At 55.1% G+C, this 25,199-nt stretch carries 19 protein-coding genes; 13 read left to right on the forward strand and 6 right to left on the reverse strand.

The annotated features are described in order from the left end of the window. Positions 1-78: 78 nt before the first annotated feature. Both D3871_RS25870 and D3871_RS25875 read right to left on the reverse strand, forming a co-directional pair. Positions 79-1,518, reverse strand: a complete 1,440-nt coding sequence (locus tag D3871_RS25870; protein ID WP_119772798.1) for an NAD-dependent succinate-semialdehyde dehydrogenase — start codon at positions 1,516-1,518, stop codon at positions 79-81. Between the two features lie 300 nt (positions 1,519-1,818). Next, positions 1,819-2,748, reverse strand: a complete 930-nt coding sequence (locus D3871_RS25875; RefSeq protein WP_119771963.1) for a LysR family transcriptional regulator — start codon at positions 2,746-2,748, stop codon at positions 1,819-1,821. 109 nt (positions 2,749-2,857) lie between these two features. Between D3871_RS25875 and D3871_RS25880 the strand changes: the two genes are divergently transcribed. The 5 genes from D3871_RS25880 to D3871_RS25900 all read left to right on the forward strand — a co-directional run bounded on the left by D3871_RS25880 (position 2,858) and on the right by D3871_RS25900 (position 6,123). Next, positions 2,858-3,607: a 3-oxoacyl-ACP reductase family protein gene (locus D3871_RS25880; RefSeq protein WP_119771964.1), complete on the forward strand. Its 750-nt coding sequence runs from the start codon at positions 2,858-2,860 to the stop codon at positions 3,605-3,607. A 170-nt stretch (positions 3,608-3,777) separates the two neighbouring features. Continuing rightward, on the forward strand, positions 3,778-4,338 hold the full coding sequence (locus tag D3871_RS25885) for a DUF3455 domain-containing protein (protein WP_119771965.1): 561 nt from the start codon (positions 3,778-3,780) through the stop codon (positions 4,336-4,338). A 727-nt stretch (positions 4,339-5,065) separates the two neighbouring features. After that, positions 5,066-5,329 (forward strand): translation initiation factor IF-1, encoded by a 264-nt coding sequence (gene infA / locus D3871_RS25890; protein WP_119771966.1) that lies wholly within the window; start codon positions 5,066-5,068, stop codon positions 5,327-5,329. 16 nt (positions 5,330-5,345) lie between these two features. Beyond that, positions 5,346-5,660, forward strand: a complete 315-nt coding sequence (locus D3871_RS25895; protein WP_233575824.1) for a hypothetical protein — start codon at positions 5,346-5,348, stop codon at positions 5,658-5,660. Between the two features lie 253 nt (positions 5,661-5,913). Next, positions 5,914-6,123 (forward strand): cold-shock protein, encoded by a 210-nt coding sequence (locus tag D3871_RS25900; RefSeq protein ID WP_119771967.1) that lies wholly within the window; start codon positions 5,914-5,916, stop codon positions 6,121-6,123. Between the two features lie 636 nt (positions 6,124-6,759). Here the strand turns inward: D3871_RS25900 and D3871_RS25905 are convergent. Then, the gene (locus D3871_RS25905; protein WP_119771968.1) at positions 6,760-6,951 is read right to left on the reverse strand and encodes a hypothetical protein; all 192 of its coding nucleotides are present in this window, start codon (positions 6,949-6,951) and stop codon (positions 6,760-6,762) included. A 1,404-nt stretch (positions 6,952-8,355) separates the two neighbouring features. Here D3871_RS25905 and D3871_RS31150 point away from each other — a divergent pair. From D3871_RS31150 to D3871_RS25945, 6 genes are all read left to right on the forward strand, one after another. Beyond that, positions 8,356-9,477 (forward strand): polysaccharide deacetylase family protein, encoded by a 1,122-nt coding sequence (locus D3871_RS31150; protein WP_119771970.1) that lies wholly within the window; start codon positions 8,356-8,358, stop codon positions 9,475-9,477. A gap of 101 nt (positions 9,478-9,578) precedes the next feature. Beyond that, a complete protein-coding gene (locus D3871_RS25925; protein WP_119771971.1) occupies positions 9,579-10,481 on the forward strand; it encodes a LysR family transcriptional regulator in 903 nt (300 codons plus the stop codon). A 154-nt stretch (positions 10,482-10,635) separates the two neighbouring features. Then, a complete protein-coding gene (locus tag D3871_RS25930; RefSeq protein WP_119771972.1) occupies positions 10,636-11,196 on the forward strand; it encodes an RraA family protein in 561 nt (186 codons plus the stop codon). 129 nt (positions 11,197-11,325) lie between these two features. Then, on the forward strand, positions 11,326-13,287 hold the full coding sequence (locus D3871_RS25935) for an aconitase family protein (RefSeq protein WP_119771973.1): 1,962 nt from the start codon (positions 11,326-11,328) through the stop codon (positions 13,285-13,287). Positions 13,288-13,318: 31 nt separating this feature from the next. After that, positions 13,319-14,302, forward strand: coding sequence for a tripartite tricarboxylate transporter substrate binding protein (locus tag D3871_RS25940; protein WP_119771974.1), 984 nt, complete (start codon positions 13,319-13,321; stop codon positions 14,300-14,302). Between the two features lie 587 nt (positions 14,303-14,889). Then, the gene (locus tag D3871_RS25945) at positions 14,890-16,005 is read left to right on the forward strand and encodes a zinc-binding dehydrogenase (protein WP_119771975.1); all 1,116 of its coding nucleotides are present in this window, start codon (positions 14,890-14,892) and stop codon (positions 16,003-16,005) included. Between the two features lie 1,281 nt (positions 16,006-17,286). Here the strand turns inward: D3871_RS25945 and D3871_RS25950 are convergent. Beyond that, positions 17,287-18,264: a ParB/RepB/Spo0J family partition protein gene (locus tag D3871_RS25950; protein ID WP_119771976.1), complete on the reverse strand. Its 978-nt coding sequence runs from the start codon at positions 18,262-18,264 to the stop codon at positions 17,287-17,289. Beyond that, on the reverse strand, positions 18,264-19,427 hold the full coding sequence (locus D3871_RS25955; RefSeq protein ID WP_119771977.1) for a ParA family protein: 1,164 nt from the start codon (positions 19,425-19,427) through the stop codon (positions 18,264-18,266). Before D3871_RS25955 ends, D3871_RS25950 begins: the two co-directional genes overlap by 1 nt. Before the next feature lie 1,349 nt (positions 19,428-20,776). On the opposite strand from D3871_RS25955, the gene D3871_RS25965 reads away from it, so the two are divergent. Further along, positions 20,777-22,123: a replication initiation protein gene (locus D3871_RS25965; RefSeq protein ID WP_119771979.1), complete on the forward strand. Its 1,347-nt coding sequence runs from the start codon at positions 20,777-20,779 to the stop codon at positions 22,121-22,123. A gap of 120 nt (positions 22,124-22,243) precedes the next feature. Beyond that, a complete protein-coding gene (locus D3871_RS25970) occupies positions 22,244-23,410 on the forward strand; it encodes an ABC transporter substrate-binding protein (protein ID WP_119771980.1) in 1,167 nt (388 codons plus the stop codon). Between the two features lie 126 nt (positions 23,411-23,536). Here the strand turns inward: D3871_RS25970 and D3871_RS31470 are convergent, their stop codons facing one another. Beyond that, complete coding sequence (locus tag D3871_RS31470; protein WP_119771981.1) at positions 23,537-25,090, reverse strand: methyl-accepting chemotaxis protein; 1,554 nt, start codon at positions 25,088-25,090, stop codon at positions 23,537-23,539. Positions 25,091-25,199 lie beyond the last annotated feature (109 nt).

Genomic DNA, 25,199 nt, shown 5'->3' on the forward strand with positions numbered 1-25,199 from the left:
CTTGGCTTGAACACGCATCATCGGTTTTTAATCTGCACCGGAACATAGCGGAATGCCGGCTATGTCCCGGTGCATAGATCAGGCGTTCATCACCGCCACAGCGCGCACATTCAGATAAGCCTCCACCGCTTCCGGTCCGCCCTCGGAGCCGTAACCGGAATCCTTGATGCCGCCGAAGGGCATTTCCGCCGATGGCAGTGCGGGCATGTTTACCCACAGCATGCCGACCTCGACTTTACGCGCCAGCAGATCGGCATTCTTCAGCGAACGCGTGAAGGCATAGCCGGCCAAGCCGTAAGGCAGGCGATTGGATTCGGCGATCGCTTCTTCCAGCGTGTTGAAGCTGCGAATCGCTGCCATCGGGCCGAACGGTTCATCGTTGAAGACCTTGGCGTCCAGCGGCACGTCGGCCAGGATGGTGGGTTGCCAGAAGTTGCCGTCGGCGCCGATACGCTCGCCGCCGGCCAGCACCTTGGCGCCGCGCTCGACCGCATCCTGGGTGAACTCGGCCATGGCGGTCAGGCGGCGCGGATTGGCCAGCGGTCCCATCTGGGTGCCTTCGGCCAGGCCGTCGCCGATCTTCAACCCTTGCGCATGCTTGACCAGTGCTTGTTCGAAGTCGTTGCGGATGCTTTCATGCACCAGGAAGCGGGTCGGCGCAATGCAAACCTGTCCGGCGTTGCGGAACTTGGCGGCACCGGCCGACTTCACGGCGAGCGCAATGTCGGCATCGTCGGCAACGATCACCGGGGCATGACCGCCCAGCTCCATCGTCACGCGCTTCATGTGCTGGCCGGCCAGTGCGGCAAGCTGCTTGCCGACGGGGGTGGAACCGGTGAACGTGATCTTGCGGATCACGGGATGGGCAATCAGGTAGCTGGAAATTTCTGCCGGATTGCCATAGACCAATCCCAGCACGCCCGCCGGGATGCCCGCATCGGCGAAGGCTTGGATCAGCGCGGCTGGGCCCGCCGGCGTTTCTTCCGGCGCCTTGACCAGCATCGAGCAGCCGGCGGCCAGCGCCGCGCCGACTTTGCGCACCACCTGGTTGATCGGGAAGTTCCAGGGGGTAAAGGCGGCGACCGGGCCGACCGGATCCTTCAATACCATCTGGCGGATCGCCAGATTGTTACGCGACGGCACGATGCGGCCATACACGCGAAAGCCTTCTTCGGCGAACCATTCGATGATGTCGGCGGCGGCCAGGGCTTCGCCCTTGGCTTCGGCCAGCGGCTTGCCCTGTTCCTGGGTCAAGACGCGGCCGATGGCCTCGGCGCGCTCGCGCATCAGGCCGGCGGCCCGGCGCATGATCTTGCTGCGCTCGGCCGGCGTCATGTCGCGCCAGGTGTCGAAACCGTTCTGGGCGGCTTCCAGCGCCTGGTCCAGCTCGGCCCGGCCGGCGTGCGCGACGTGTCCGATTTCCTTGCCGGTGGCCGGGTTATGAACTGCAAGCGTGCGGCCATCGGCGGCGTCTTGCCACTGGCCATTGATAAATAACTGAGTGTTCGGATAAGTCATGGTGTGCTCACTTTGCCCAACGCAGGACGCATGGATCAAGCCGCCGCGCGGCGTCCGGCAGGCCTGCGCGAACTGCCGGATACATGAGTGCGAACGGGTGGTATGGCGCATTGCAGGCGATCAGCCGCCTGTTTCATCAACGCCGTGATCCTCGGATACGGCCTTGGCGAATCACATAGTTTATCAGCGACCACCAACCGGCGTACGACAGGCCATCGCCGCATCCCAAGGTCGCCTTGCATCGGGTCCGCCGTCCGGCCGTTGAACCGGCAACGTCATGCAGGCCGCAAATAGTGAAGCCTATGCTTCGATCGCGGAAAAACGCTGCGCCAATTTCGCTTCGCGAAAATGCGTAACAACGAAATCGACAAACGCGCGCGTCTTCGCCGGCATCAGATTCTGTGCGGGAAAATACAAGGCCAGCATGCCAGCATCGACATACCAGTCGGGAAGCACCCGTACCAGGGTACCTTTTTCCAGATACGGCAGCGCATGCGGCAGGCTCGTCAATGCGATGCCCAGACCCATTTCAGCGATACGGCAAACGGCATCCGGGTCACTCATCGTAATGTGCTGCCGCAGATCGATCGAAACCTGCTGACCGGCGCGGTTGCGCAGTGTCCAAGGGCGCACCCGTCCGGTCTGCGGTGAACGCACCAGAATACCATCGCACTCCGACAGCTCCGATGGCATGACGATAGCCGCGCGTTGTTCCAGATATCGGGTAGACGCCACCAATACCCTATGGGCCGGCCCGAGTTCCCGCGCCACCACACCGGGAGGGATATCAAAGCCGCCGCCGATTGCGGCATCGAAATTCTCGCTGATCAGGTCCACCGTACGGTTATCGAAATGCCAGTCCGGCGAGATGTGCGGGTAGCGTTGAAGGAAGCGCTCCAGCAAAGGCACGATATAGGTCATCCCGAACGCATTGCCCATACTCACACGTAGCGTTCCGGAAGGCTCGCCGTCGGCGTTGGAAAGATTGGCGATAGCGGCTTGAATGGTGCCAAGGCCACCGCTGACTTCGGCCAAAAAACGCTGCCCTGCCTCGGTCAGTGCGAGGGAGCGCGTACTGCGGTGAAACAGTCGCACGCCGGCCTGGGCTTCCAGTTTCGCGACATTCTTGCCAACGGCGGCGGGGGTCAAGCCCAAGCGGCGGGCTGCTTCAGAAAAGCTGCCCGCCTCCGCCGCACGCACAAAACATTCAATACTGTTGAGAGTTTCCATTTTTCACTTTAAACCGTTTGGATCAAATGATTAGAAGGATTATGGACTAGTTGTATGCGGTTCGAGCCTGGATACTGAGCGCCTCACTTACTTTTATGGAGGACATAACATGGTCAGCAGAGCAGACTTATCCGGCAAGGCGGCATTCATTCAAGGCGGCTCGCGCGGTATCGGCGCCGCCATCGCCCGGCGTCTGGCAGCCGATGGCGCCGCGGTTGCGCTTACGTACATCAACGCCGCCGACAAAGCGCAGGCGCTCGTCAGCGAGATCGAAGCCGCAGGCGGACGTGCGCTGGCATTGAAGGCCGACAGTGCCGACGCAGTCGCGCTGAAAAACGCCATACGTCACGCAGTCGAAAGACTGGGTCGTCTCGACATTCTGGTCAACAATGCCGGCGTACTGGCTCTGGCGCCTCTTGACGAATTCTCGCTTGATGATTTCGACCGCACGCTGGCAGTCAATGTCCGCAGCGTATTCGTCGCTACCCAGGAAGCGGCGCGTCACATGAACGATGGAGGCCGGGTAATCAACATCGGCAGCACCAATGCCGAACGCATGCCCTTTCCCGGCGGCGGCCCGTATGCGATGAGCAAATCCGCGCTGGTCGGCCTTACCCGCGGTCTCGCGCGCGATCTTGGTCCGCGCGGCATCACCGTCAACAACGTGCAGCCTGGCCCGGTCGACACCGATATGAATCCGGACAGCGGTGAATTCGCGCAAACATTGAAAGAGATGATGCCGTTGAACCGCTACGGGCACGCCGATGAGATCGCCGGCTTCGTCTCTTATCTCGCCAGCGCGGAAGCCGGTTATATCACTGGTGCCAGCCTGTCGATCGATGGCGGATTTTCAGCGTAGCAGAGACCCGGCATTCGTTGGCGGCACAATTGATCCCGGCATTTATTTTTGCGCCGCTCCGGGTTTTATCTGCATCCTGCTGCATCCAAAATCGGCATTGCTGCGTAGTGAATGTAGCAGCATCCAAGCTGCAGAAACTTGACCGTCAGATTAACTCTTGGAGAACCCTAATGAATGCCTCCCTCCACCCCTATCCCTTATGTGCTGCTGTCTGCGCAATCGCACTGCTGACCGCTTGCGGCACCATGTCATCAACGCCGAGGATGTACTCGCAAGACAGCTTGCCAGAATCCATCAAGGTCGCCGCCGGTAACAAGGTTGCGATGGAAACCGTCGGCACCGGTGAAATCATGTACGAATGCCGGGACAAGGCAAATACCGCGGGAGCGATGGAGTGGGTCTTTGTCGGACCAAAGGCTGTGCTCAGCGACCGCAGCGGCAAACAGGTGGGAACCTATTATGGTCCGCCAGCGACTTGGGAGGCGGCCGATGGCTCGAAAATTACCGGCACCCAACTGGCGGTCGCACCGTCCGGCACGGGAAATCTGCCGTACCAACTCGTCAAGGCGAATCCTGCGATGGGATCCGGCATGATGACCGGCGTGACTTTCATCCAGCGTGTTGCACTCAAAGGGGGTGTGGCTCCGGCTTCCGAATGCAGCGCAGCCACCAAAGGCAAGCGGGAAATAGTCAAATACCAGGCGGATTACATCTTCTGGAAAGCGGCCTGAATTCATCAAGATTCGCCAACGCAAGACCACTGTAGGATAAAGGCCGTGGAGTGGTGCATCTATTCCAGGCAAACCCACCATCGGTAATTCAATTTACTCGCCGGCCGCCGATGGACGGCGAGTAAAACCGCGGGCAGCGGGTTATACCAATCCTGACCCATGACGTGGCGCAGGAAATCGATGGCTTGTTTCGACTGGCAAGGCGCAGGAGGAGTCAATAGCGGGCGATTGACGACGAGTGCAACCCAGCCAAGCGGGGCTCGGCGCCCCCAGAAAAAGACGGGATTTCATGGCACGTTATGAGTTGGGATTGGTATTACACTCGGTGCGTCGGGACCATGCATTAATTTCAGCCCATTGCCGCCAATCAAAGAGCGGGTTTGAGCCATGGGTTATAATACGGACTCACTGGGCTGACTTCCCTCTGGTTGGGTTGGTCGTCAGTCTTCACACTTTCATCGTTCTGGTTCACACGCATTCAGAATGCTTTACGCGTGTCAATTCTTCTCCAACGTTTTTCTGCTGTGCAACAAGGGTACACGCTGATGTGCCCAGTCTAAGCGTGCTTTATCCCGCTTGCCATACCACAAGTGAGAAGCGCGGAATCATGCGATCGTGCCTGCGAACAGCAGGATTATTTTTACCGTCTGCAAGACAAGCTGACCCGGAATATGTCGCTTGCATCGGTTGCCTCGGCAACAGCATTCGTTTTTACATGAAATGAAATATGGCTAAAGAAGAACTTCTAGAAATGAACGGTCTTGTGGAAGAAGTACTTCCCGATTCCCGTTTCCGTGTTAACCTTGAAAATGGTCACCAGTTGGTTGCCTACACTTCAGGGAAGATGCGACAGCATCACATCCGCATCCTCGCTGGCGACAAGGTGACGATCGAAATGTCTCCATATGATTTGAGCAAGGGACGCATTACTTTCAGGCATCTCGAGAAACGCGGCCCCGTCAATCCAAATCAACATCGACGCCGTTACTAAGGCGAAGGAAGCAGTCATGGATCAGAACAGCAAAACCCAGTCTGATCGCCAAGCAGGTGCAGAAGCCATCTCCGCAAAGGCGGTGGTGATTGGTAGAGAGAATGGCATAGAAATTTCCAAGTGCGTCTGGGACTTGGGCAAAGATTTCTCGCTCCAACATGCGCATCAGCTAGAGCTCTCTACCGAAACAAAGACCGTGCGTCTCTACTTTCCCGATGTGGAACTTACCAGCACGGACAGCGGGAGCCGAACACGCCGAACCGAGGAGCGACTGCGCAGTGCTATTGCCCAATTATTGTCGCGCCCTCCCGCCGCGACGTATGCGTTCTGAAAGTTAGTGTTCATTCGTATCATGATTAATGGAAATGCCTTTCAGGCAGCAACAAAATAAACGCAAATAACATTAGGGGATTCCCGCTTTCACCTGTATATTGCGCTCTACACTTGCATCAAGTCGTCGTTATTGTTGGTCTCTTTCCCGTCTTGCTCTCTTCTGAGCCATTCCTGTTTGAATCCCTTCGGTTACCTATCTTGGTTTTGGGTGTGTCTGGGCATCGGCCCTAATTTTTCAACAAGGAAGTAACATGAGTATTCAAACTGGCACAGTAAAGTGGTTCAATGACGCCAAGGGTTTTGGCTTTATTACCCCGGACAACGGTGGCGCCGACCTGTTCGCCCACTTTCAGGACATCAAAGGAAACGGCTTCAAAAGCCTGGCAGAAAACCAGCGCGTCTCCTTCGAACGCGGTACCGGCCCGAAAGGCGAGAAGGCAAGCAATATCAGCCCCATTTAATCATGTCGCTGCCACAAACGGCGGCTGGCATATTCATCCCCAAGTCGGCGATACCGGTAATGCGGCTATCACCGACAAGCAGCGGAATCAGATCGGCTATAGATGACACCATGCAGATAGCATGGGTTGTCGAATGACCATAGCCAAGGGCACCACGCAGATAGCGCGGGTCTTTGGCGGTTACTCTGAGTAGTAAATTAAAGCTCGCCTCGGCGAGCTTTTTTCGTTTCCATAACCTGTCCTGAACTACATTGGCCTTTTCGTAAAGGCGTCAAATGCGAAGAACGGGCAAATCAAAAGACGATGATCATGCGTGCCAAAGAGGCCATCACGGCTGTACGGAAAGGATGCAACGCAGCAAGCGGACCTGATAGACGCCCCCGATTTAAGTAGTCATTGATATTTCCACTTTGCACATCAATGCCGTTACGGGTATGCGCGTCCATCCTATTGCGCTAATACACTTTGAAAAACTAATGTGCTTAGCAAGAGCGAGCCCTTCGGTGCTATTCGCACCATTCGTACGCGTCCGCGCACTTCCTTCTTCAACAGCCTGCTAAGTTTCCTTAGGCCAAAGCTATACATGCCTGTCCGTGCCAGGCCTCGCCCCTGTCCACACCGAAGGGGTGTATTGCTTTAGTCACGTAGAGCGCGCTGAAGCGCCAAGCCCATCTTGACCAGTTTTTCAATTACTTCTGCCTGACTCTCGACAGCCATTGCGTCTTTCAACTCGTGCAGTCCTTCACGCGTTTCTGCGGAAACAGGGACATTCATAAATAGCTTTGAGGATTTTGCGGTGTCATTGCGGCCTGGATTTTTGCGTTCCATGATTTTTCCGAAAGTGAATAAACACTTCTATCATACTACTGCAAGATCGGCGGATACATTGAAATAAACGCTTAGCGTTACTTGCATGTGCCACGCAGACTTAGCATGCAGGACCATATAAATGAACGCAAACAGGCAAGCCTAAGCTTGGGCATGCATCCAAAAAACAGGCGAGTCAGCACTGTTACAGTGCGCAAGCACACACTTACATAAACATCGGCTGCGACTCCGGCAAGCCGAAAGACCTTAGCCAGTCATGGCTTATCCTAAACCCGACCTCGATTCAATCGCACTTTACCTGATAGTGCGTGCTAGCCATAGTCGGTAATGAATTTTGCTTAAAACGCATATCAGAATGCGGCTTGTCGCGTTGCGCCTGCTTGCGCGTCAGTATGGCCTTCGACATCCTGCCTTGTTATCGCAGTTCTGATAGACGTCCTTCGTTTTCTTGGCAACGCATCGCCTCCTTGTTCTTTCGCAATTAGCCGACCTTATGCGACCGACTCATGTCAATCGCGCTCTTGCAACCGGAAAATAGAATAAATAAACAATCTGAAAATCCGCCTAAGGAGCTTGGATATGAGGTCTGTACGCCCGCCGGTGTTAAGCAGCTTACTCCTATCGATCCTAAGCGGATTAACAGCCTGCGGAGGCGGGACTACCGAATCAGACATCCATACCAGGCGTGCCGGAGCCGGCGCGTCACCACAGTTGGCACCCGAATTGGAAACCGTCGTTTGGACCAAATGCGCGGACGAGTATGGAACGTGTTCATTTTCAGGAACCACACAAGTAAGGTATGGACTAAACGGTACCTATGCCACACGTAGCGCGACGAGCAGCATAGGCTGCAGTAATGAAGTATTTGGTGACCCGCTGCCCGGTGCGGACAAGATCTGCGAATATGCGACGCCTACTCCGACGCCTACTCCGACGCCTACTCCGACACCTACTCCGACACCTACTCCCGGTTCCTGGACTAAGTGCGCTGACGAACACGGCGTATGCGTATTCACTGGCACGCGGGAAGTCCGTTATGGATTAAACGGTACTTATGCCACGAGGATCGCTTCCGGGTCAATCGGATGCAATAACAACGTATTTGGCGATCCGCTACCAGGCGCCAACAAGATTTGTGAATATGGGGCCGCCGCCCCGACTCCGACTCCGACTCCGACTCCGACTCCGACTCCGACTCCGACTCCGACTCCGACTCCGACTCCGACTCCGACTCCGACTCCGACTCCGACTCCGACTCCGACTCCGACTCCGACTCCGACTCCGACTCCGACTCCAACTCCAACTCCAACTCCAACTCCAACTCCAACTCCAACTCCAACTCCAGGGTCATGGACCAAATGTGCGGACGAGTATGGCGTATGTACGTTCTCCGGAACGCGCCAAGTGCGTTATGGTCTCAACGGTACCTATGCGATCTTGACGGCCACCGCATCGATCGGCTGTAACAATAGCGTGTTCGGCGACCCGCTGCCGGGCGCCAACAAGATATGCGAGTATGCGGCGACATCGCCAGCCCCCGCACCGACCCCCTCGCCGGGTACCGATTGCAATGCAATCATCGATCGCTGTTTCGATCTGACTGCGCCGCAGATAACGCGCTACAAGGGTAATAAGGATGCGGCCGCATCGTACACCTTCGACGATGGCTATACTTCGAGCGACAAGATTGCTGCGATATTCGAAAGCTTCGGCGTACGCGCGACCTTTTACATTGTCGCGAGCACCGTTCAGGATCTTACCGGCTGGACATTCTGGAAAGACCTGGCGAACAAAGGCCACGAGATCGGCAATCACTCGATGACACATGCCATTGAGATGGCGGACCCTAGCTTAAGTGATCAAACCCTGAATTCCGAAATCAATGGTGCGCAGCAAATGATCGAACAGCAGCTCGGTATCCGCCCATTAAGCTTTGCATTTCCCTGGCACCAGTACACCAGCAAAGCGCTCGCGATGGCCAATACCAGTCATCTTGCGGTGCGCAAGCTTGATATGGGGGAAAGCGCTTATGCCTTCGCATTTTTTGACCAGGACCACAGCTCCAGTTTGTCCGCAGCGCTAACCGAGGCGAACAATCAGCTGGCCAATATGGTGAGCGCCGGCGGATGGCTGGTCGCTGGCGGGCACGGCGTCGACGGCGACGGGTGGAGTCCGGTGACGTCGCAATTCCTTCGTGACCATCTTACTTATGCAAGCCAATTCTCTTCCAAACTCTGGATCGACACTTATGTGAACGTTGCGCGATACCGGTTGTGCCGCCCCCAGGTGACGCCTGCAATTACGTCGGCTTCATCGCGTCAAGCGATCGTTCAACTTGGCGGAAGCTATAACGCCTCGGTATGCATGACCCCGCTAACCGTTGGCATACCTGTGAAAGAAACGCTGAAAGGACAAGTTCGCGCGCGCAATGCGGCAGGCACCGCGATTCCCGCAACGATTTCAAACGGCAAACTAGTGTTCGACATGCGTCCTGGTGAAACGGTGACCGTCGAAGTCGCGCCGTAGAAGTGCGGAAAAATGGTCGAGAGAGTGCAGGCAGATCGGACAACGGCGATAGAAGTAGAATTGCATACTACCTTTGCACGCCAAGTTGGCGATCCGCAGCCATGGACAATCTTCTTAGAAAGCTCGACCTCACCTCGCTTCGTTTGTTCGTCGCGGTATGTCAGGAACGGAATATCGCCCGCGCTGCCGAACGCGAGTTCATTGCACCGTCTGCGGTAAGCCGCCGTATCGCGGATATAGAGGCGCTCATCGGCCTGCCAGTGATTCAGAGACAGTCGCGTGGCATCGTAGTTACTCCGGTCGGAGAGACATTGCTGCGGCATGCGCTTACCGTGATTGGGACCATCGAATCCCTCGGCGCAGAACTGTCTCAGTATTGTTCGGGGGCAAAGGGCAACGTGCGCATCGTTGCCAATCTGGCCTCGATTGTGCAGTTCCTGCCTGAAGATATCGCTGCCTTTCAGCGCCTTTTCCCCGATGTGAATATCGACATTGAAGAACACAACAGCGTCGAAGTGCTGCGCGTGCTTGAGGAACGAGGCGCCGATTTCGGTATCTGCAATGCGATCGAAGGCCTTGAACACTTTGAGCGCCTGCATTACCGCACCGACCGCCTGTCGCTCATGATTCCGCATGGACACGCACTGGCGGGGGCGACACAGATACATTTCGCAAGCCTGATGCAGGAAAATTTTGTCGGATTGCGTAGCCCGAGTGCCCTGACGATTTTGCTGGCCAGGGAAGCGAAAAAGCTGGGAGCAGACTTGAACATCAAGATCCGCGTCAGCAGCCTCGATGCGCTTTGTCGCATGGTGCACGCCGGGCTGGGTGTAGCCATAGTCCCGCACCAGGTCGGCGAGCTTTACCTGAACACCTTGAATGTGCAACTGATTCCACTCGCCGATGTCTGGGCAACGCGCGAGCTGGTCGTCGTGTTCAAGGAATTGGGTCAATTGAGCGCAACAGCACATACACTGGTGAACTTCCTTGCGCAAAACGGCTAACTCATTCCCATACACACCGGATGTCATCCTTTTTTCGCCATCGCAATTGGCGATTCCTGCCTTGCCAAAACAGCGGTTCATGTTCAGCAAGCGATGCATGATCATTTCATGAAATGAATCCTTTTGCTCATCACGCTTGAACAGATTGCCGAGAATGATAAATGACGATGCACGGTCGCCGAAAGGCCCCGTATCTCTGAACAATGACCAGGCGTTTTCTACTGCAGACTTGCATGACCGTTACATGGATACTCCGGGCCTGCGCTTGCAAGTAGCGAGATCCGGCCTCATTGCGCTGGCTGGGCAAAAACATTATTGCGGACAGATCGCAACCGTTTCTGGCATTGATGGGGTTCCTCCCCGCCTCACAGATATTCTGGCAGAGCCGGGCAACGAACGCGTGCTTGTTGTAGACGGAGGGGGGCCGGAGGCGGCGTGGGCCATATTAGGCGACCGCATGGCGATGCTTGGATTGCGCAACAATTGGGCTGGTATCATCATCCATGGCTATGTACGAGATCTGACAATCTTGCGAGATATCCCGCTCGGCATCCATGCATTGGGAAGCCTTCCCTCCAAGCCATGCTGGCCCGCCTCGGTACCGTGCGAACGCGAGATTTCTCTGGCATTTCAGCACATATCCTTTTGTCCTAACCATTGGCTATATGCCGACGAAGATGGAATCGTCGTCGCAGATCGCAAGCTGAGTTTATAGCGCGTCGCCGCATTTCGTTTCCTGATTGGAAAAAGGCTGCGACCCATCGCAAGTTGCGATGCCTGACACTGCCATCCAGCACTTCATCGTTGTGCGATCGATGTGTAGATTGCGTCTCAGGAGGTCAGCATGACAAAACTTTCGTTTTCCGGACGCATACTTTTCCTGAGCGCAGATCCTGAACTGGTTACAGCACAGCTGAGCGGTCGGGATCTGACGCTGGATGAAGCCGGGGCGCTACGCAATGATGTGTCCACCGATGAGATAACGCCCATCCCGGTGCTTGCCTACTACGACGAGCGGCTCGGCCGCTATCCCTATGTCGGATTCAAGGCCGGCGAAACCTTGCCGATCAGCAGGGATGCCGTGATGAATGGCGGGTTTTGCGTCACGGTTGCGGGCAAGCGTTTCGGCAAGGGCTCGTCGCGTGAGCACAGTCCGGTAGCCGAACGCACGGCTGGCATCCGTCTCGTGATTGCAGAAAGCTTCGAGCGCATCTATCGCCAAAACGCCGACAACGTTGGATTGTTCACATCCACCGATTTTGGACTGCTCGACCGTATACGACGCGGAGAAGCAATCGATATGGAAGAACTGGTTGCCTCACGCGATAAGGTCGCGGCAGCGATCTTGCGCAGCGGCGGATTGTTACGTTACGGCCAGCAACGGATGCGCAAGGTCGAAGTCGCTACGGCCGCTCATGACAGCAGTTCTGCGCAAACCCTGGCGCAAAAGATTCTCGCACGCCACCTGATCCGTACTGAAGATACCGACGGCACGCTGCTGGCGGGCAATGGTGGTTTTGTACGGGCGGACTGGCGCTTCATTCATGAGTACTACACCGGCATGTGCACTCACATGCTGCATGCGACATTCGGCAAACCGGTGACGCTGCATGATCCGCAATCGATCCTCGCATTCGAGGACCATCTCTCTTATTCGCATCGCAGCCCCGCACATTTGAATAACGGGTTGCTCAGTGACGTGCGCAATCTCTCCAACGCGCATCGCGCTTTCGTCAGCGATTATCAGGTGCGCAGCCATGGATATCTGGAAGGGCTGGACGGAATGGAAGGCGGGTCGCACGGAATATCGCATGCAATGATGGCCGAACTGTATGCCCTGCCCGGCCAAGTCGTGGTCGGTACCGATTCCCATACGCCGCATAGCGGCGCGGTCGGGTGCGTCGCATTCGGCGTAGGCACCACCGACATGGCAAACAGCATGGTGACGGGCGCCGTGCGGCTAACCGTACCGGAATCCTTGCGTATCGATTTTGCAGGGAAAATGCAAGCCGGCGTCACCGCCAAGGACTTGGTGCTTCATCTGCTCGCCGATGACAGGATCAAGGCTGGGGCGGGTGTCGGCAAGATATTTGAGTTCACCGGTCCGGTGATCGCAGGCTTGTCGACCGACGAGCGTGCGACATTGACCAACATGACTGCAGAGCTGGGCGGGTTTACCGGTATCGTCGCACCGGATGAAGAAACGGTACGCTTTCTGCGCGAGCGCCGTGGTATCGATTTCAGGCTTGAGCCATGGATGCGCAGCGACGAAGGCGCTCACTATGCGGATACCATCCGGATCGACTGCGACAAGATCGTTCCCATGGTCGCTGCGCCTGGCGATCCGGGGAACGGCATAGCGCTCGAAAAATTGAGCGAACGCGTCAAGTTCGACATTGCATATGGCGGCTCTTGCACTGCAGGCAAGCGCGAAGACTTTGACCACTATCACGAGGTGCTGCAATGGGCAGCGGAAAACGGTTTGCGCGTGCCGCCGAACGTGAAGTTGTATCTGCAGTTCGGTACCAGCGCGGTTCGGGATTACTGTATTGAACGCGGATACCTGAAGGCGTTTGAAGAAGTCGGTGCCGAAATGCTCCAACCCGCATGCGGTGCGTGCGCCAACTGCGGTCCCGGATCGTCGACCGATGCGGGGCAAGTCACCATCAGCGCGATCAACCGCAATTTTCCCGGCCGCTCCGGCCCCGGAAAGGTATGGCTGGCAAGCCCTCCCACCGTGGCCGCGAGCGCCATTGCCGGCGAGCTTGTGTCTTTTGCCGAACTGCGCAAACGCTTTCCCAACTAACTATCCACATTGATGGAGTGAAGGAGACATCATGACTATCCAATCGCCCAGGCGCCGTAGCACGATCGCCCTGCTCGCAGCTACACTCGCGTTGCCCACCCTCTCCCTTTCGGCGCAAGGACTGGGCGACAAACCCATCCGTCTGATCGTGCCGCTGACGGCGGGCTCGACCGTCGATGCGGTTGCACGGGTCATGGCCAACCAGTACGCAAAAACCGCAGGACGTGCGGTGATGGTGGAAAACCTGGTAGGCGCAGGTGGCGTCACCGGTACCACACAGTTGGTACGCGCACCGAAGGATGGCTCGACATTCGGCATGGTATCGTCCAATCACGTAATCAATCCCAGTATCTACAAATCAGTCCCGTTCGATGCCATCACGGACATTACGCCGATCTCGGTGATCGGCACGGTACCGCTGGTGCTGGTGGCGCACCCTTCGTTGCCGGCCAAGGACTTGAAGGAACTGCTTGCGTTGGCAAAAGCCAAGCCGGGTGAATTGAACTATGGATCGGCGGGAAACGGCAGCTCCCTGCATCTGGCCGGAGAAATGTTGAAAGCGGAGGCCGCCATTGATATCAGGCATGTGCCGTACCGCGGAACCGGACCACTAACCAACGATCTTCTCGGCGGGCAAGTACAGCTGGGTTTCGTCTCGGTGACTGCAGTCGCGGCGCATGTCAAAGCGGGGAAATTGCGCGCCATTGGCCTTTCGACCGCGAAGCGATCGGCCGTGCTGCCCGATGTGCCTACACTTGCGGAACAAGGCCTGGTCAACTACAGCTTCGATTCCTGGATTGCCGTGATCGGCCCGGCCGGATTGCCGGCTAGCGTCGTTGACAAGCTTCACAGCGACACCAAAACAGCCCTGTCGACAAAAGAGGCTCAGGAAGCGTTGTCGGCACAGGGAATCATGTTGATCGGTAGCTCACCGGAGGCAGCCACCCAATTCTTCAAGACCGAACTCGAAAAGCATGCAAAGCTCGTCAAGCAGTCCGGCGCACGTCTGGAGTAGATACGAAAAAAATAATAGTGTGTCCGTTTAACCGGTTGCACACAAAAAAAAGCCCGCCAATCTTTCGAGGGCGGGCTGAATCCAATTCAAGAAGAGTTGGAGGAGACGGGGTCACTATATCTTCCTGTCACCAAGTCGTCTTCTTTATTGTGGTGATTACAGTTATTCACCAACGTGATAGCACGTCGCGCGCCTTGCAGATCTTCCGAAAACGGTTGCGCAAACCGCCAAGCGAAACAAATGACGTGCAGAGGTAAAGAAAGTGGACAACCGTTCGATTCGTATGCTCAAATAAAAAATCGATAGGCAGCGAATAAAAACGAGCCCGGTTGGATGGAGACAAGCATGACGAATTTCCGGAATGCCTTAGCACCGCCGAAGAACCGTCCTTTTATGCGCTGGCGACGAGCATGTTAGCCGGTCGACTAACGACGCTTGATCGCCGATCTCAACGCCTGCGATCTTTCACTTTGCATTTCCCGTTTTTGATTATTCCACAGGTTTGAGTCGCGTACCGGCAACGTAACGCGAAGCCCGTGCTGTGGCGCGGTTTAACCAACTGATATCTGATATTGGTGAGGAATACGATGGAGCAAATTGGCAAGGCCGTGGTCTGGCGTGAAAAAAATCAACCGGTGGTCGTCGAGCGAGTGGTGGTCGAAGCACCGCGGCGTGGTGAAGTCATGATCAAGCTCGCGGCATGCGGTGTGTGTCACAGCGACTTGTCCGCAACCAATGGCACAATCCCTTTTACTCCCCCCGTCATCCTTGGGCATGAAGGCGCCGGCAGAGTGGTTGCGGTCGGCGAAGGCGTTGATGAATACAAGGTGGGCGATCACGTCCTCAGTTCTTTTGTCAGCATGTGCGGCAAGTGCCGCTATTGCCAGACCGGGCGTCCACAGCTGTGCGACCAGGCCGCCAGGACCACAACGACGCTGCCTGACAGGACTGTACGCACCCGTGACCTTGCGGGCCATGCGCTGAGCGTGTTTTCGGGATGCGGCGTGATGGCGGAATACGCGACACTCCATGTCGACAATGTCGTCAAGGTCGATGCCACCGTTCCATTGGAAAAGGCTGCCTTGATTGGATGCGGCGTCATGACGGGGGTCGGTGCAGCGATCAACACTGCCAAGGTCACCCCTGGTTCGACTGCGGTAGTGTTTGGCTGTGGCGGCGTTGGCCTGAATGCGATTCAAGGGTGTGCGATCGCCGGTGCGACAATGATTATCGCGATAGACACCTCGGATGCCAAGCTTGACATGGCCAGGCAGTTTGGCGCCACACATAGTGTGAATGCGACTGGTGTCGATAATATCGTCAAGGCGATCAATGCGCTCACCCGTGGCGGAGCCGATTATGCATTCGAATGCGTCGGCTCGGGCGACATCGCGGCGCAAGCATATGGCTGTCTCGGCAAGGGAGGGACGGCGGTCGTGGTGGGCGTTGCGCCGTTGACGGATCGGACATCGATCAAGACTGCGTCGCTGACCTTCGGTGAAAAGACTTTAACCGGAAGCTATTTCGGATCGGCCCGGCCAAGAGAAGACTTCCCTCGCCTGCTGCGGTTGTACCACACGCACCAGCTCAAGCTGGACGAACTCATTACCCGCACTTACACCATTGATGAAGCGCCACAGGCATTCGCCGACCTGAGCGCCGGACGTAATGCGCGTGGCGTCATTGTTTTTCCATCGCAGTAAAAGTACTGCGCTTCATTACCAATAAAAACGCCCGCTAACCAGTGAGGGTAAGCGGGCGAAAGGGACTCATTACTTGGGAGTGTTGCATATTTAGACTACCGAAGCGCGAAGGCGAGACTTTGGCATCTATCAATATGACAAGAGCTGCTTACAATTTTAGTGCGGTATCTGCACATGGTTATGCTCACATGGTGCTTCCTAACTCTGTTGTGCCAGTCCTTGCCTCAAATCATTATCATTGATCGCAAAATTCAGTGAAGAAAGCGCTTGATCCGCCATGTGGCAGCATATTGTCCTTAATAATCAATGCCTTGCACAAGGAAATTAATGCACTTGGGAATTTTACTTTAAATCGCTATTAGGAATTCTGTGGATCAAGGTATTTCATTTCACCCCGCGCCATGTCGCCGCTGATCGTGCCGGGTCTGGATAGTCGATCCCTGTGGAGTCTCACCTTTGATGATGACTTCAACGATAACTTCCTCGGCATGCAACTCTTATCCGACCTTGCCATACCTACCAGTAGCGGTAATACATAAAGGCAGAAAGTTGGTGCGGAACAAGATTCGCAACGGCGAGGTTGGGTCTGTTAAACAAAATCCTAGGGTGTATTGTTTCGGCCTGACTGTCGACGCCGGACGCTTTGCCTGGAGCATAGCGTTGCGGAGGCCGCCAATGCCTCCTTGTGATGGCACCGGCATGTTGTGTCGCTGTGCCTTGTTCCACCGGCAAACCGCCTTGAACTCGTCTGACCAGTCACACCGAAACTGCTCTCAGAATTGCGGCAACCTTCATTTGGTTAGCAGCGGGTGTTCTGGCCTTAGAAAGCGGCGTCTCTGCGGTACGAGAAGCGGTATCTGCGTACCGCGCATGATTAGTGACGAGCCGAGCTTGCCCTGCAGGAAGCTTACCGGATAAGGAACACTGATCGGTGCAGCATGAATGATTGCGTGGGGCTATAGGTATGCAGGCGGAAGATTGGAAATTGAGTGCGAATACGCTATGAATGCTCTCCCGAGCAATCAAATTCGCTAAGTCATTGATTTTAAAGCGGGTGATACTATCACACAGCTTTCCAGTCAGCCAGAAGACCAAAAGGGATCTGACAGCAGGCGGATATGAAAAGGCTTGCAGAGTTATTTGCACTTAAACCATAAGTCCGCTTCGGGATGATATGGTTTAAGTGCTTGGCCTACCCGCTTCACACTCAAGGGGATCGGCCATTCATGCACTACTTTTTGTAAGCCATTGAATTTAAAGCGAGTGATAGTATCACCTGCTCTAACCAACCCTATTTTCAGCGGCGAGCTTCTCAAGTACGTCCTGGATCATCTCTTGCGCAGCACTTGCTTCCTCTGCACTTTGAAACTGCAGCCGCAACACATTATTCGCACGACGCAGGTCGCAATAGGTAGTCTTTCCGCTCCGAATTCTGACCGGCTCGGACTTGATAACCATCCTCTTTACTGCACTATCTAGTGCTGCATAGCGCACTGCTTGCGCTTGGTCCAATTCGCCGGATGCTGCTTTTGCGATCGCTTCTATAACTTTTTCACTCTTGCCTTTTTTTGCCAGCACAGCAAGATCCTGTGCCGCATTCGCCCCTATCGCACCGGGCTTTTCCAAAAGGATTGCAATAGCTTCCTCCGGCAACTCATCAAATGCCATCAACTGCGACACGAATGAACGCGAGACTCCAGCGGCGCTAGCGATTTGGGTATGTGTCAACTGGGGGTGCTTACTCAAGATTTTTTTAAATCCGAGGTACTTTTCGAATGGCGGGAGATCGGGCTGAATCAGGTTTGCATAGAATGCATTGATCTCAGCCTGGTCATCGTCGCTTTCCAACAGTACGGCTGGGATATGCGTACGTCCCAGTTCGCGGAATACGGCGACGCGATTATTACCGGAAACAATTTCAAAACCGCCCTCTTCTCTTTTCCGGACTGTTACCGGAGTGACCAAAGGATTTTGTCGAAGATTTTCTTTGAGTTCGTTATATTGCTGTTCGGTCAGCTTCCGGCGCCGGCCAGCAACTTCATGCAAGGCATCGAGCGAAAGCTCCCGGCCAACTGCGGCGGCTTCCGCTTCTTTCAACCGCGCTTCGAGTTCTTCGACCTTGGTTTCCGCTGCATCAATGCGTTGCGCAGCGTTCAGGAACATGCCGGGAGCGGTACGCGGCGTTTTTTCGGTCGGCTTGTCGACGGTCCGTGCCTTGATTCCAGCGGTTTTTGCGCCGAGCTTATCGTAGATACTCATTATTGCCTCCAGCCGAGAGCGAGTTGGTCAAGAACATAATCGGCGAGTCGGTCCAAAGGATCCTTGTAGCGTCGATATGCTTCCGCACTGCCATCCGGCTTGCTGAGGTCATAGATGGTTTTCAATTGCGCCGATGCGGTTCGTGCCGCGGTACTGTCCGGAATTTCTATGCCATTGATATGTGTGCCATAGGCTTGTTTCATCCAGGTTTTAACCAGGCGAGAAATCTCGTTTGCCTGCACCTTTGTGTAAATGATCGATATGAAGTCGTAGCGCTTTTCTTTTGCGTCGGGCAATCCATCCACCAGCTCGGAGAAAATTCCCCAGAACTGGACGCTGGAAGCAAAATCCAGGGCGTCGGGCGGGCAGGGCATCAACAGGCCGTCTGCGGCGATCATCGCATTCACCGTGAGATGAGATAAGCTCGGAGAGGTATCGATCAGGATAAGATCGAAATCCTTGCGGAGTGGCGCTATACCTGTTTTGAGCATTTCCCAGAATCGGAAGCCGCGTTGCGACATGGCCTTGGCTGGAATAGCAAACTCGGCAGCGAGCAATCCGCTGGATGCCGGAATGACGGACAGGTTATGCCAATAACTCGATTGCACGGCATAGCGCAGATCCGGTTCGTCGCCATGGATATACGGCATGATGGTTTGTTCAATCTCGACATCCTGCTCCGGACTAATGCCAATCAGTTGCGTTGCTGTTCCCTGTCCATCGCAATCGATGACTAATACTTTCAATCCGCGCAGCGTCAATGCCTGAGCAATTGCAACGGTGGTGCTGGTCTTTGCCACGCCGCCCTTGTAATTGCAGACCGAAATCACCTTGCCGGATTTATCTTCGGGACGGGAAGGGCGTTTGCCGATTGTCATGACCCATGCGATCGCATCTTCAAGGCTGTATTCTTTGGCTTTCGAACCTTCGATCTTTTGGCCATTCGGCAGGTTATGTTTTTGAGCAAGGTACTTCACTTGCGTTTTATCGACTCCGCATAGGTCGGCGATCGCCGCACTACTGAAGGTCGGTGCAACTTTGCGCGGATGCGGCTCGACCATAGCATCGCGGACTTGCGCAAGGACATCCGCAGCAGTGCTCGCCAAATCGTCCAAGTCATGCATGCTGACTTGCGAAAGGCTTACCCCTTGGTTTTCCATCATTTCTCCATTTCTTGTGGAATGTTTCGCATTTGTGGCATGATATTACCAAATACGGAACCACGCGCATATTCGAGAAATAACTGCGAATACCGAATAGGGCGGAAAGGTGGATAGAGCGCCTCACCTCTAAAGAGGGAATATGTGCTCTACCACGGATATAGGTGAGCCTCTACGGGGATCAAATATCAAGCCTAAGCTTGATGACCCACATTACAAGGCTCTTCCAGGATGCATGGAGAGGCGAAAAGGGCAGGGGAGACGAAAAAACTGGGCATGGCATAAAAAAACAGCTTAAAACGCAAGCCTTCATCATCAAAGGTGAGCCTTTACAGGAAGCGATAATCAAAATGCTTCCTGTAATGCATTCCTGCACTGCGAAAGGTGAGGATATACGGGGACTGACTCCCTGTATATCCTCACCTTTGCACGTCTAAACGCCATCTCGCTAGCAGATTTCTGAGTAAATATCCGATCTCGGAACCATTCTTTAGACAAAGGTGAGGTTCTACGGGGATTAAAAGACAACTGATCCCTGTAGAACCTCACCTTTCTACAAGCAAATACATCGAGAAGGCGTCTTGCCTGTCTGGTAAAGGTGAGCTTTTACAGGCAGATGTCTATCACTCCCTGTGGAAGCTCACCTTAAACGCTTCAAACGATGAACACACAACGAAAGGTGAGATTCTACGGGGACTAAAATTCCTGTTGGTTCAATGAGTTACCATTTACAAGGCCCTAAAGACAGCTTCTGAGGCTTGCATAAGCATTCATGACCATGATGAAGTAAAAAACTGAATTCAGTCGAATAGGAGAATGCCTATCCAATGAAAGGTGAGGTTCTACAGGGATTAGAGGTTCTGTTGATTACTTGATTTGAGATTGATCGGCTTATGGAACTAGAAAAATTTATCTCCGATGTCACGATCCGCATGGGGAGGTTGATTTGCTTATTCTGTTATTCCCACGATGTTGCATTGAGAGATTAAAAAGTAAACACCTGTAAACCTTAAATACATTGAATTCCGCTGAAGCCAGTAACAGCAACCCTTTGCGGTGAAAATGGTGAGTCGCTACAGGGACTGAGGTGAGCTTTTACAGGGGCAAAGGTGAGTGGATACAGGTTCTTGTCGATGCAGCGGTGAGCTTTAGCAGGACCACCGGTGAGTGGATACGGGAACTGGAATACTCTAAAGGTGAGACTCTACAGGGAGCATGAATACGACGGATCCCCAGTCCGCGTTGTTGCGTGTCCAATGGCACCGTTGAATGGTGATTGCGATGCAATCACTTTTCGGGCAACATAGCATCGGTGAGTAAAGCTGGGCCACATCACCTCACTTTTCGCCATCATGACTGTTAAAAAAAAATCCGGAAAATCGGCAGCGCCTCCGAACGCCAACCTGAAAGAGTTCCGCAAGACGAATGAAGCGATCGGCTTGCGCGTGTCCGAAGGCCGTTTGTCTCTGTTGTCGAGGAAGATCTTCAATGTCATGGTGTATCACGCGCAGCGCATCCGGAATAAGGGGGAGAATGCGCCGATCGAGACGGAAGCCGCAAAAAACTACTATTGGATTCCATTGGCTGAACTCGCACGCGACGCAGCATACGACAGCAGGGATACCGAACTCTTCAAGGAACAGGTGCAGGAATTGCAGAACATCCGGATCTTTTCCGAAGACGCGATTCAATGGACCAGCGAACGACTGGTTTCATCTGTAAAGCTGGTCAACCCCAGAGGGCTCAAGAAGCAGGGCGGGATGTTATGGTTCGGATTTGCCTTTCCTCCGGAAGTCGAAAGCATGGTGATGGCACCAGGTTCCTATACCAAGCTGTCGGTGTACTATCAGGCGCTATTGCGCAGCGGCGCCAGCCTCGCCCTATATGAGATTTGCCGTCGTTATGCGACCAATCCCTCTAAGGTTACCAACCGGGCCGACTGGGAATGGTGGTACGGCGCACTGACTGGTAATCCGGTGACTGAAGCGATCCCGGAATACAAGTACTTCAAGCGCGATGTGCTCAAGTATGCGATCAGCGAAATCAACATGGTGACCGATATCAATGTCGAATTGATCGAACATAAGCAGGGCAGAAGGGTCGCCAGCCTGCAATTCCGTGTCGTTCCCGCCCAGCAGGAATCGCTGGCCTTGTCTGCACCGCCGGTCATCGACGGCATACTGGTTCAGCGCATGATGGCGCTGGGCTTGTCACAGGATGATGCGTGCAACATCCTCGCCACAACCGAGGATGGCAAGCTCAGGGCAACGCTGGACCTGACCGAGAGCCGCATACAGAATCCGAAAGCCGCCAAAATTGGTTCGCCCGCCGGTTACTTCAAGCAGGCACTGCGCGATGGCTATGCATCCAATACCGATATTGCGCGAAAGACGATCGAGAAAGCCGAACAAAAGCCGAGTATCGAAGCCTCCATCGAAGCGATCAAGGAACGTTACTTCGTCGAACGCGCCAAGGATGCGTTCGCGATGTACCACGAACTCGAAGAAGAAGAGCAGGAACAATGGCTGTCGCGCTTTCAGGATAGCGACAGTGCCAAAGGCATCAATCTCAGCCGAGGTCTGGCGACAACCAGCGCACGCACCGCGTTCAGCATGTGGTTTGCGCGGGAACAATGGAATGACCCGACTGATTCCGACCTGTTGCGTTTCGCTGCGGCCGGCAGCATGCGACCCAAGTAAAGCCGTACAGAAATCGTCGTCTCTTGGGCCAGGAGCGCAGGCCGAACCCGCTCAAATCGCTTCCGGGACTGGCGGCAGCACCGGATCTATAATCCTTGTTTTATTTGCAAAGGAAAGTCCATGAGCTCACGTCTGCGCCGCTTGCCTTCCATGTTCGGCCTCTCTCTTGCGATGCTGGCCGCGCCAGCGTTTGCTCAGATCAAGATTGGCGTCACGATTTCATCCACCGGACCTGCCGCCGCCATCGGCATACCCACCAAGAATGCGATGCTGTTGTGGCCCAAGGAAATCGCGGGACAAAAAGCCGAGTACATCATTCTTGACGATGCCTCCGACGTGACCAATGCAACCCGCAACATGCGGCGATTGACTGCAGAAGAAAAGGTCGATGCGGTCGTCGGGCCGGTCACTACACCCAATGCCTTGGCGATGCTGGATATCGCTGCGGAATCCGAGACACCGATGATTGCGCTGGCAGCTTCGTCGGCGATTGTGGAACCGATGGATGCCAAGCGGGCTTGGGCGTTCAAGATCCCGCAAAACGATTCGCATATGGCGACTATCATTACCCAGCATATGTCGGATAACGGAATCAAGACAGTCGGCTTCATCGGTTTTGCCGATGCCTATGGCGAAGGCTGGTGGCGCGAATTTTCCAAGGTCGCTGAAATCCGCAAGCTGAAGATTGTAGGCAGCGAGCGCTATGCGCGTACCGACACCAGCGTCACCGGCCAGATCCTGAAGTTGATGACGGCCCAGCCCGACGCGATCCTGGTTGCAGGATCGGCAACGCCGGCAGTACTGCCTCAGAAGACCCTCGTCGAGCGCGGCTACAAGGGGCGTATTTATCAGACCCATGGTATCGGTACGCTGGATTTCCTGCGTGTAGGCGGCAAGGATGTCGAAGGAACGTTCTTTCCCTCCGGCCCGGGCGTCGTCGCCAAGACACTACCTAACTCGAACGCGAATAAAAAAACCGCGATGGATTTTCTGCGACGTTATGAAGCCGCATATGGTCCGGATACGATGACACAATTTTCCGCCGATGCATGGGGTGCCTATCTGCTGATCGCCAACGCGGTGCCGCAGGCATTGAAGGCCGCGCAGCCCGGCACCAGGGAATTTCGCGCCGCGCTGCGCACTGCCATTGAAAACACAAAAAACTTGATGGTGCCGCAAGGCGTGATCACGATGAGCCCGAAAGATCATGTCGGTCTCGATCAACGCTCGCGCGTGATGGGCCGCATTGTCGGGAACAAGTTTACCTATGCGTACGGTGGGGAATAAGTCGGGTACTGTGAGCACGCGATGCACCTTTCATCGAGGAAAGGTGCATCGGAGAAGATGAGTTGTCCGAAACCGCGGCTATCGGACACGGCAAATGCGACGGCGATCGTCGCACTTACGTAAAGCTTATTTCGTGATCGCTGTGTGGCTGAGCCGGAAAACGCCTACGGCTTCCGCCAGCACACTCGCTCTTTCCTGCATCGTACCGGCAGCCGATGCGGCTTCTTCCACCAGCACGGCATTTTGTTGTGTGACCCTGTCCATTTCGGTAATGGCCTTGTTCACTTCTTCAATGCCGGCACTTTGTTCTTCGCTGGCCGACAAGATCTCGGCCATGATGTCGGTCACGCGCTTGACGCTGTTGACGACTTCGTCCATGGTGGCGCCCGCCTGATTGACCAGCTCGCTTCCGGAATCGACTTTGTTGACGGAATCGCCGATCAGGGTCTTGATCTCCTTGGCTGCAGAGGCCGAACGTTGGGCCAGGTTGCGCACCTCGGTAGCTACGACGGCGAATCCTCGTCCCTGTTCCCCGGCGCGGGCAGCTTCTACCGCCGCATTCAGCGCCAGGATGTTGGTCTGGAATGCGATGCCATCAATGACGCTGATGATGTCCACGATCTTGCGCGAGCTATCCTTGATCGAAGCCATCGTTTCGACCACATCGCCGACCACACGTCCACCGCGCGTTGCCACGGACGACGCAGATTGCACCAGCTGGTTCGCCTGGCGCGCATTTTCTGCGTTTTGCCGTACGGTGGACGTCAACTCTTCCATGGCGGACGCCGTCTCTTCAAGCGACCCGGCCTGCGATTCGGTGCGCGACGAGAGATCTGCATTATCGGCTGCAAGCTGCTGCGAAACGCTGCCGATCGTATCGGTTGTGCTGCGCACGTTGCCGATGATGGCATTCAGGCTGACATTCATTTTGCGCAATGCATCGAACAATTGTCCGATCTCATCGCGGTGTTGATCGTTGATATTCGAAGTCAGATCGCCGGCAGCGACTGTGCTGGCAAGGCTCACCGCCTGATTCAATGGGCCGGTAATGCTGCGTGTGACACGCCAGGAAATCAGGGCGCCGATCGCGACGGTGACCAGTGTCAGACCGATAAGCAGCATCATGAGAACGCGGTCAGCAGATTCCGAGTCGGATATCACCTTGCGTTCGGCCACGCGCTGAATGGTCAACAGCTTGTCGATCTCGGCGACCGACTTCAAGTTCATCGGGTCGATATATTTGGTGATGACAGAGGCAGCACCTTCGGAATTCATGTTCTGCGCCTGAACGATTGCGATCTTGTAGCGCGGCTCGATGCTTTTCTCAACCTTCACCAATTCGGCGAGGATTGCCTTTTCGGCATCGGTGAGAGGCATGCTGACAAGCTTGGCATGGGCCTCGGCGTACAGCTTGTTCTGTGCATCTACTCTTGCCTTTTGCTGGTCTACCGTGGAAATGTCGAGCATGTTACGCATTGCCACACCGCTTTGCAGCAACGCGCTTTTCATGTCTGCCACCAGCTCGCCCTTGAGATTGGCGACTTCCAGGCCTTTTTTCAGGGCATTCTTATTTTGCGTGACCAGCAGGGTACTCACTGCAACGACGACAGTCAAAAGTGCGAGGATGACGGCAAAGCCGATCCCCAGCCGGGTCCCAATACGCATTGCGCGCAAGTTCATCAGTATCTCCTTTGGGTGTTATTCATTTGCTTCGCGCTTTGCGCGCCCCCGTCAACCGTCCGGGCATTCGTATTTGCGCCAATGTCAGAACGGTCGTGCAGTTTTATTG

This window comes from Noviherbaspirillum saxi, assembly GCF_003591035.1.
In the GTDB taxonomy this organism is placed as follows: Bacteria; Pseudomonadota; Gammaproteobacteria; order Burkholderiales; family Burkholderiaceae_D; genus Noviherbaspirillum; species Noviherbaspirillum saxi.

Bases quoted from the DNA above. Each gene is read 5' to 3' on its own strand.
- D3871_RS25885 (WP_119771965.1), top strand. From the start codon at position 3,778: ATGAATGCCTCCCTCCACCCCTATCCCTTATGTGCTGCTGTCTGCGCA.
- D3871_RS25900 (WP_119771967.1), top strand. From the start codon at position 5,914: ATGAGTATTCAAACTGGCACAGTAAAGTGGTTCAATGACGCCAAGGGT.
- D3871_RS25870 (WP_119772798.1), bottom strand. From the start codon at position 1,518: ATGACTTATCCGAACACTCAGTTATTTATCAATGGCCAGTGGCAAGAC.
- D3871_RS25940 (WP_119771974.1), top strand. From the start codon at position 13,319: ATGACTATCCAATCGCCCAGGCGCCGTAGCACGATCGCCCTGCTCGCA.
- D3871_RS31470 (WP_119771981.1), bottom strand. From the start codon at position 25,090: ATGAACTTGCGCGCAATGCGTATTGGGACCCGGCTGGGGATCGGCTTT.
- D3871_RS25935 (WP_119771973.1), top strand. From the start codon at position 11,326: ATGACAAAACTTTCGTTTTCCGGACGCATACTTTTCCTGAGCGCAGAT.
- D3871_RS25930 (WP_119771972.1), top strand. From the start codon at position 10,636: ATGATAAATGACGATGCACGGTCGCCGAAAGGCCCCGTATCTCTGAAC.
- D3871_RS25965 (WP_119771979.1), top strand. From the start codon at position 20,777: ATGACTGTTAAAAAAAAATCCGGAAAATCGGCAGCGCCTCCGAACGCC.
- D3871_RS25950 (WP_119771976.1), bottom strand. From the start codon at position 18,264: ATGAGTATCTACGATAAGCTCGGCGCAAAAACCGCTGGAATCAAGGCA.
- D3871_RS25925 (WP_119771971.1), top strand. From the start codon at position 9,579: ATGGACAATCTTCTTAGAAAGCTCGACCTCACCTCGCTTCGTTTGTTC.
- D3871_RS25945 (WP_119771975.1), top strand. From the start codon at position 14,890: ATGGAGCAAATTGGCAAGGCCGTGGTCTGGCGTGAAAAAAATCAACCG.
- D3871_RS25895 (WP_233575824.1), top strand. From the start codon at position 5,346: ATGGATCAGAACAGCAAAACCCAGTCTGATCGCCAAGCAGGTGCAGAA.
- D3871_RS25905 (WP_119771968.1), bottom strand. From the start codon at position 6,951: ATGGAACGCAAAAATCCAGGCCGCAATGACACCGCAAAATCCTCAAAG.
- D3871_RS25970 (WP_119771980.1), top strand. From the start codon at position 22,244: ATGAGCTCACGTCTGCGCCGCTTGCCTTCCATGTTCGGCCTCTCTCTT.
- D3871_RS25875 (WP_119771963.1), bottom strand. From the start codon at position 2,748: ATGGAAACTCTCAACAGTATTGAATGTTTTGTGCGTGCGGCGGAGGCG.
- infA (WP_119771966.1), top strand. From the start codon at position 5,066: ATGGCTAAAGAAGAACTTCTAGAAATGAACGGTCTTGTGGAAGAAGTA.
- D3871_RS25880 (WP_119771964.1), top strand. From the start codon at position 2,858: ATGGTCAGCAGAGCAGACTTATCCGGCAAGGCGGCATTCATTCAAGGC.
- D3871_RS25955 (WP_119771977.1), bottom strand. From the start codon at position 19,427: ATGATGGAAAACCAAGGGGTAAGCCTTTCGCAAGTCAGCATGCATGAC.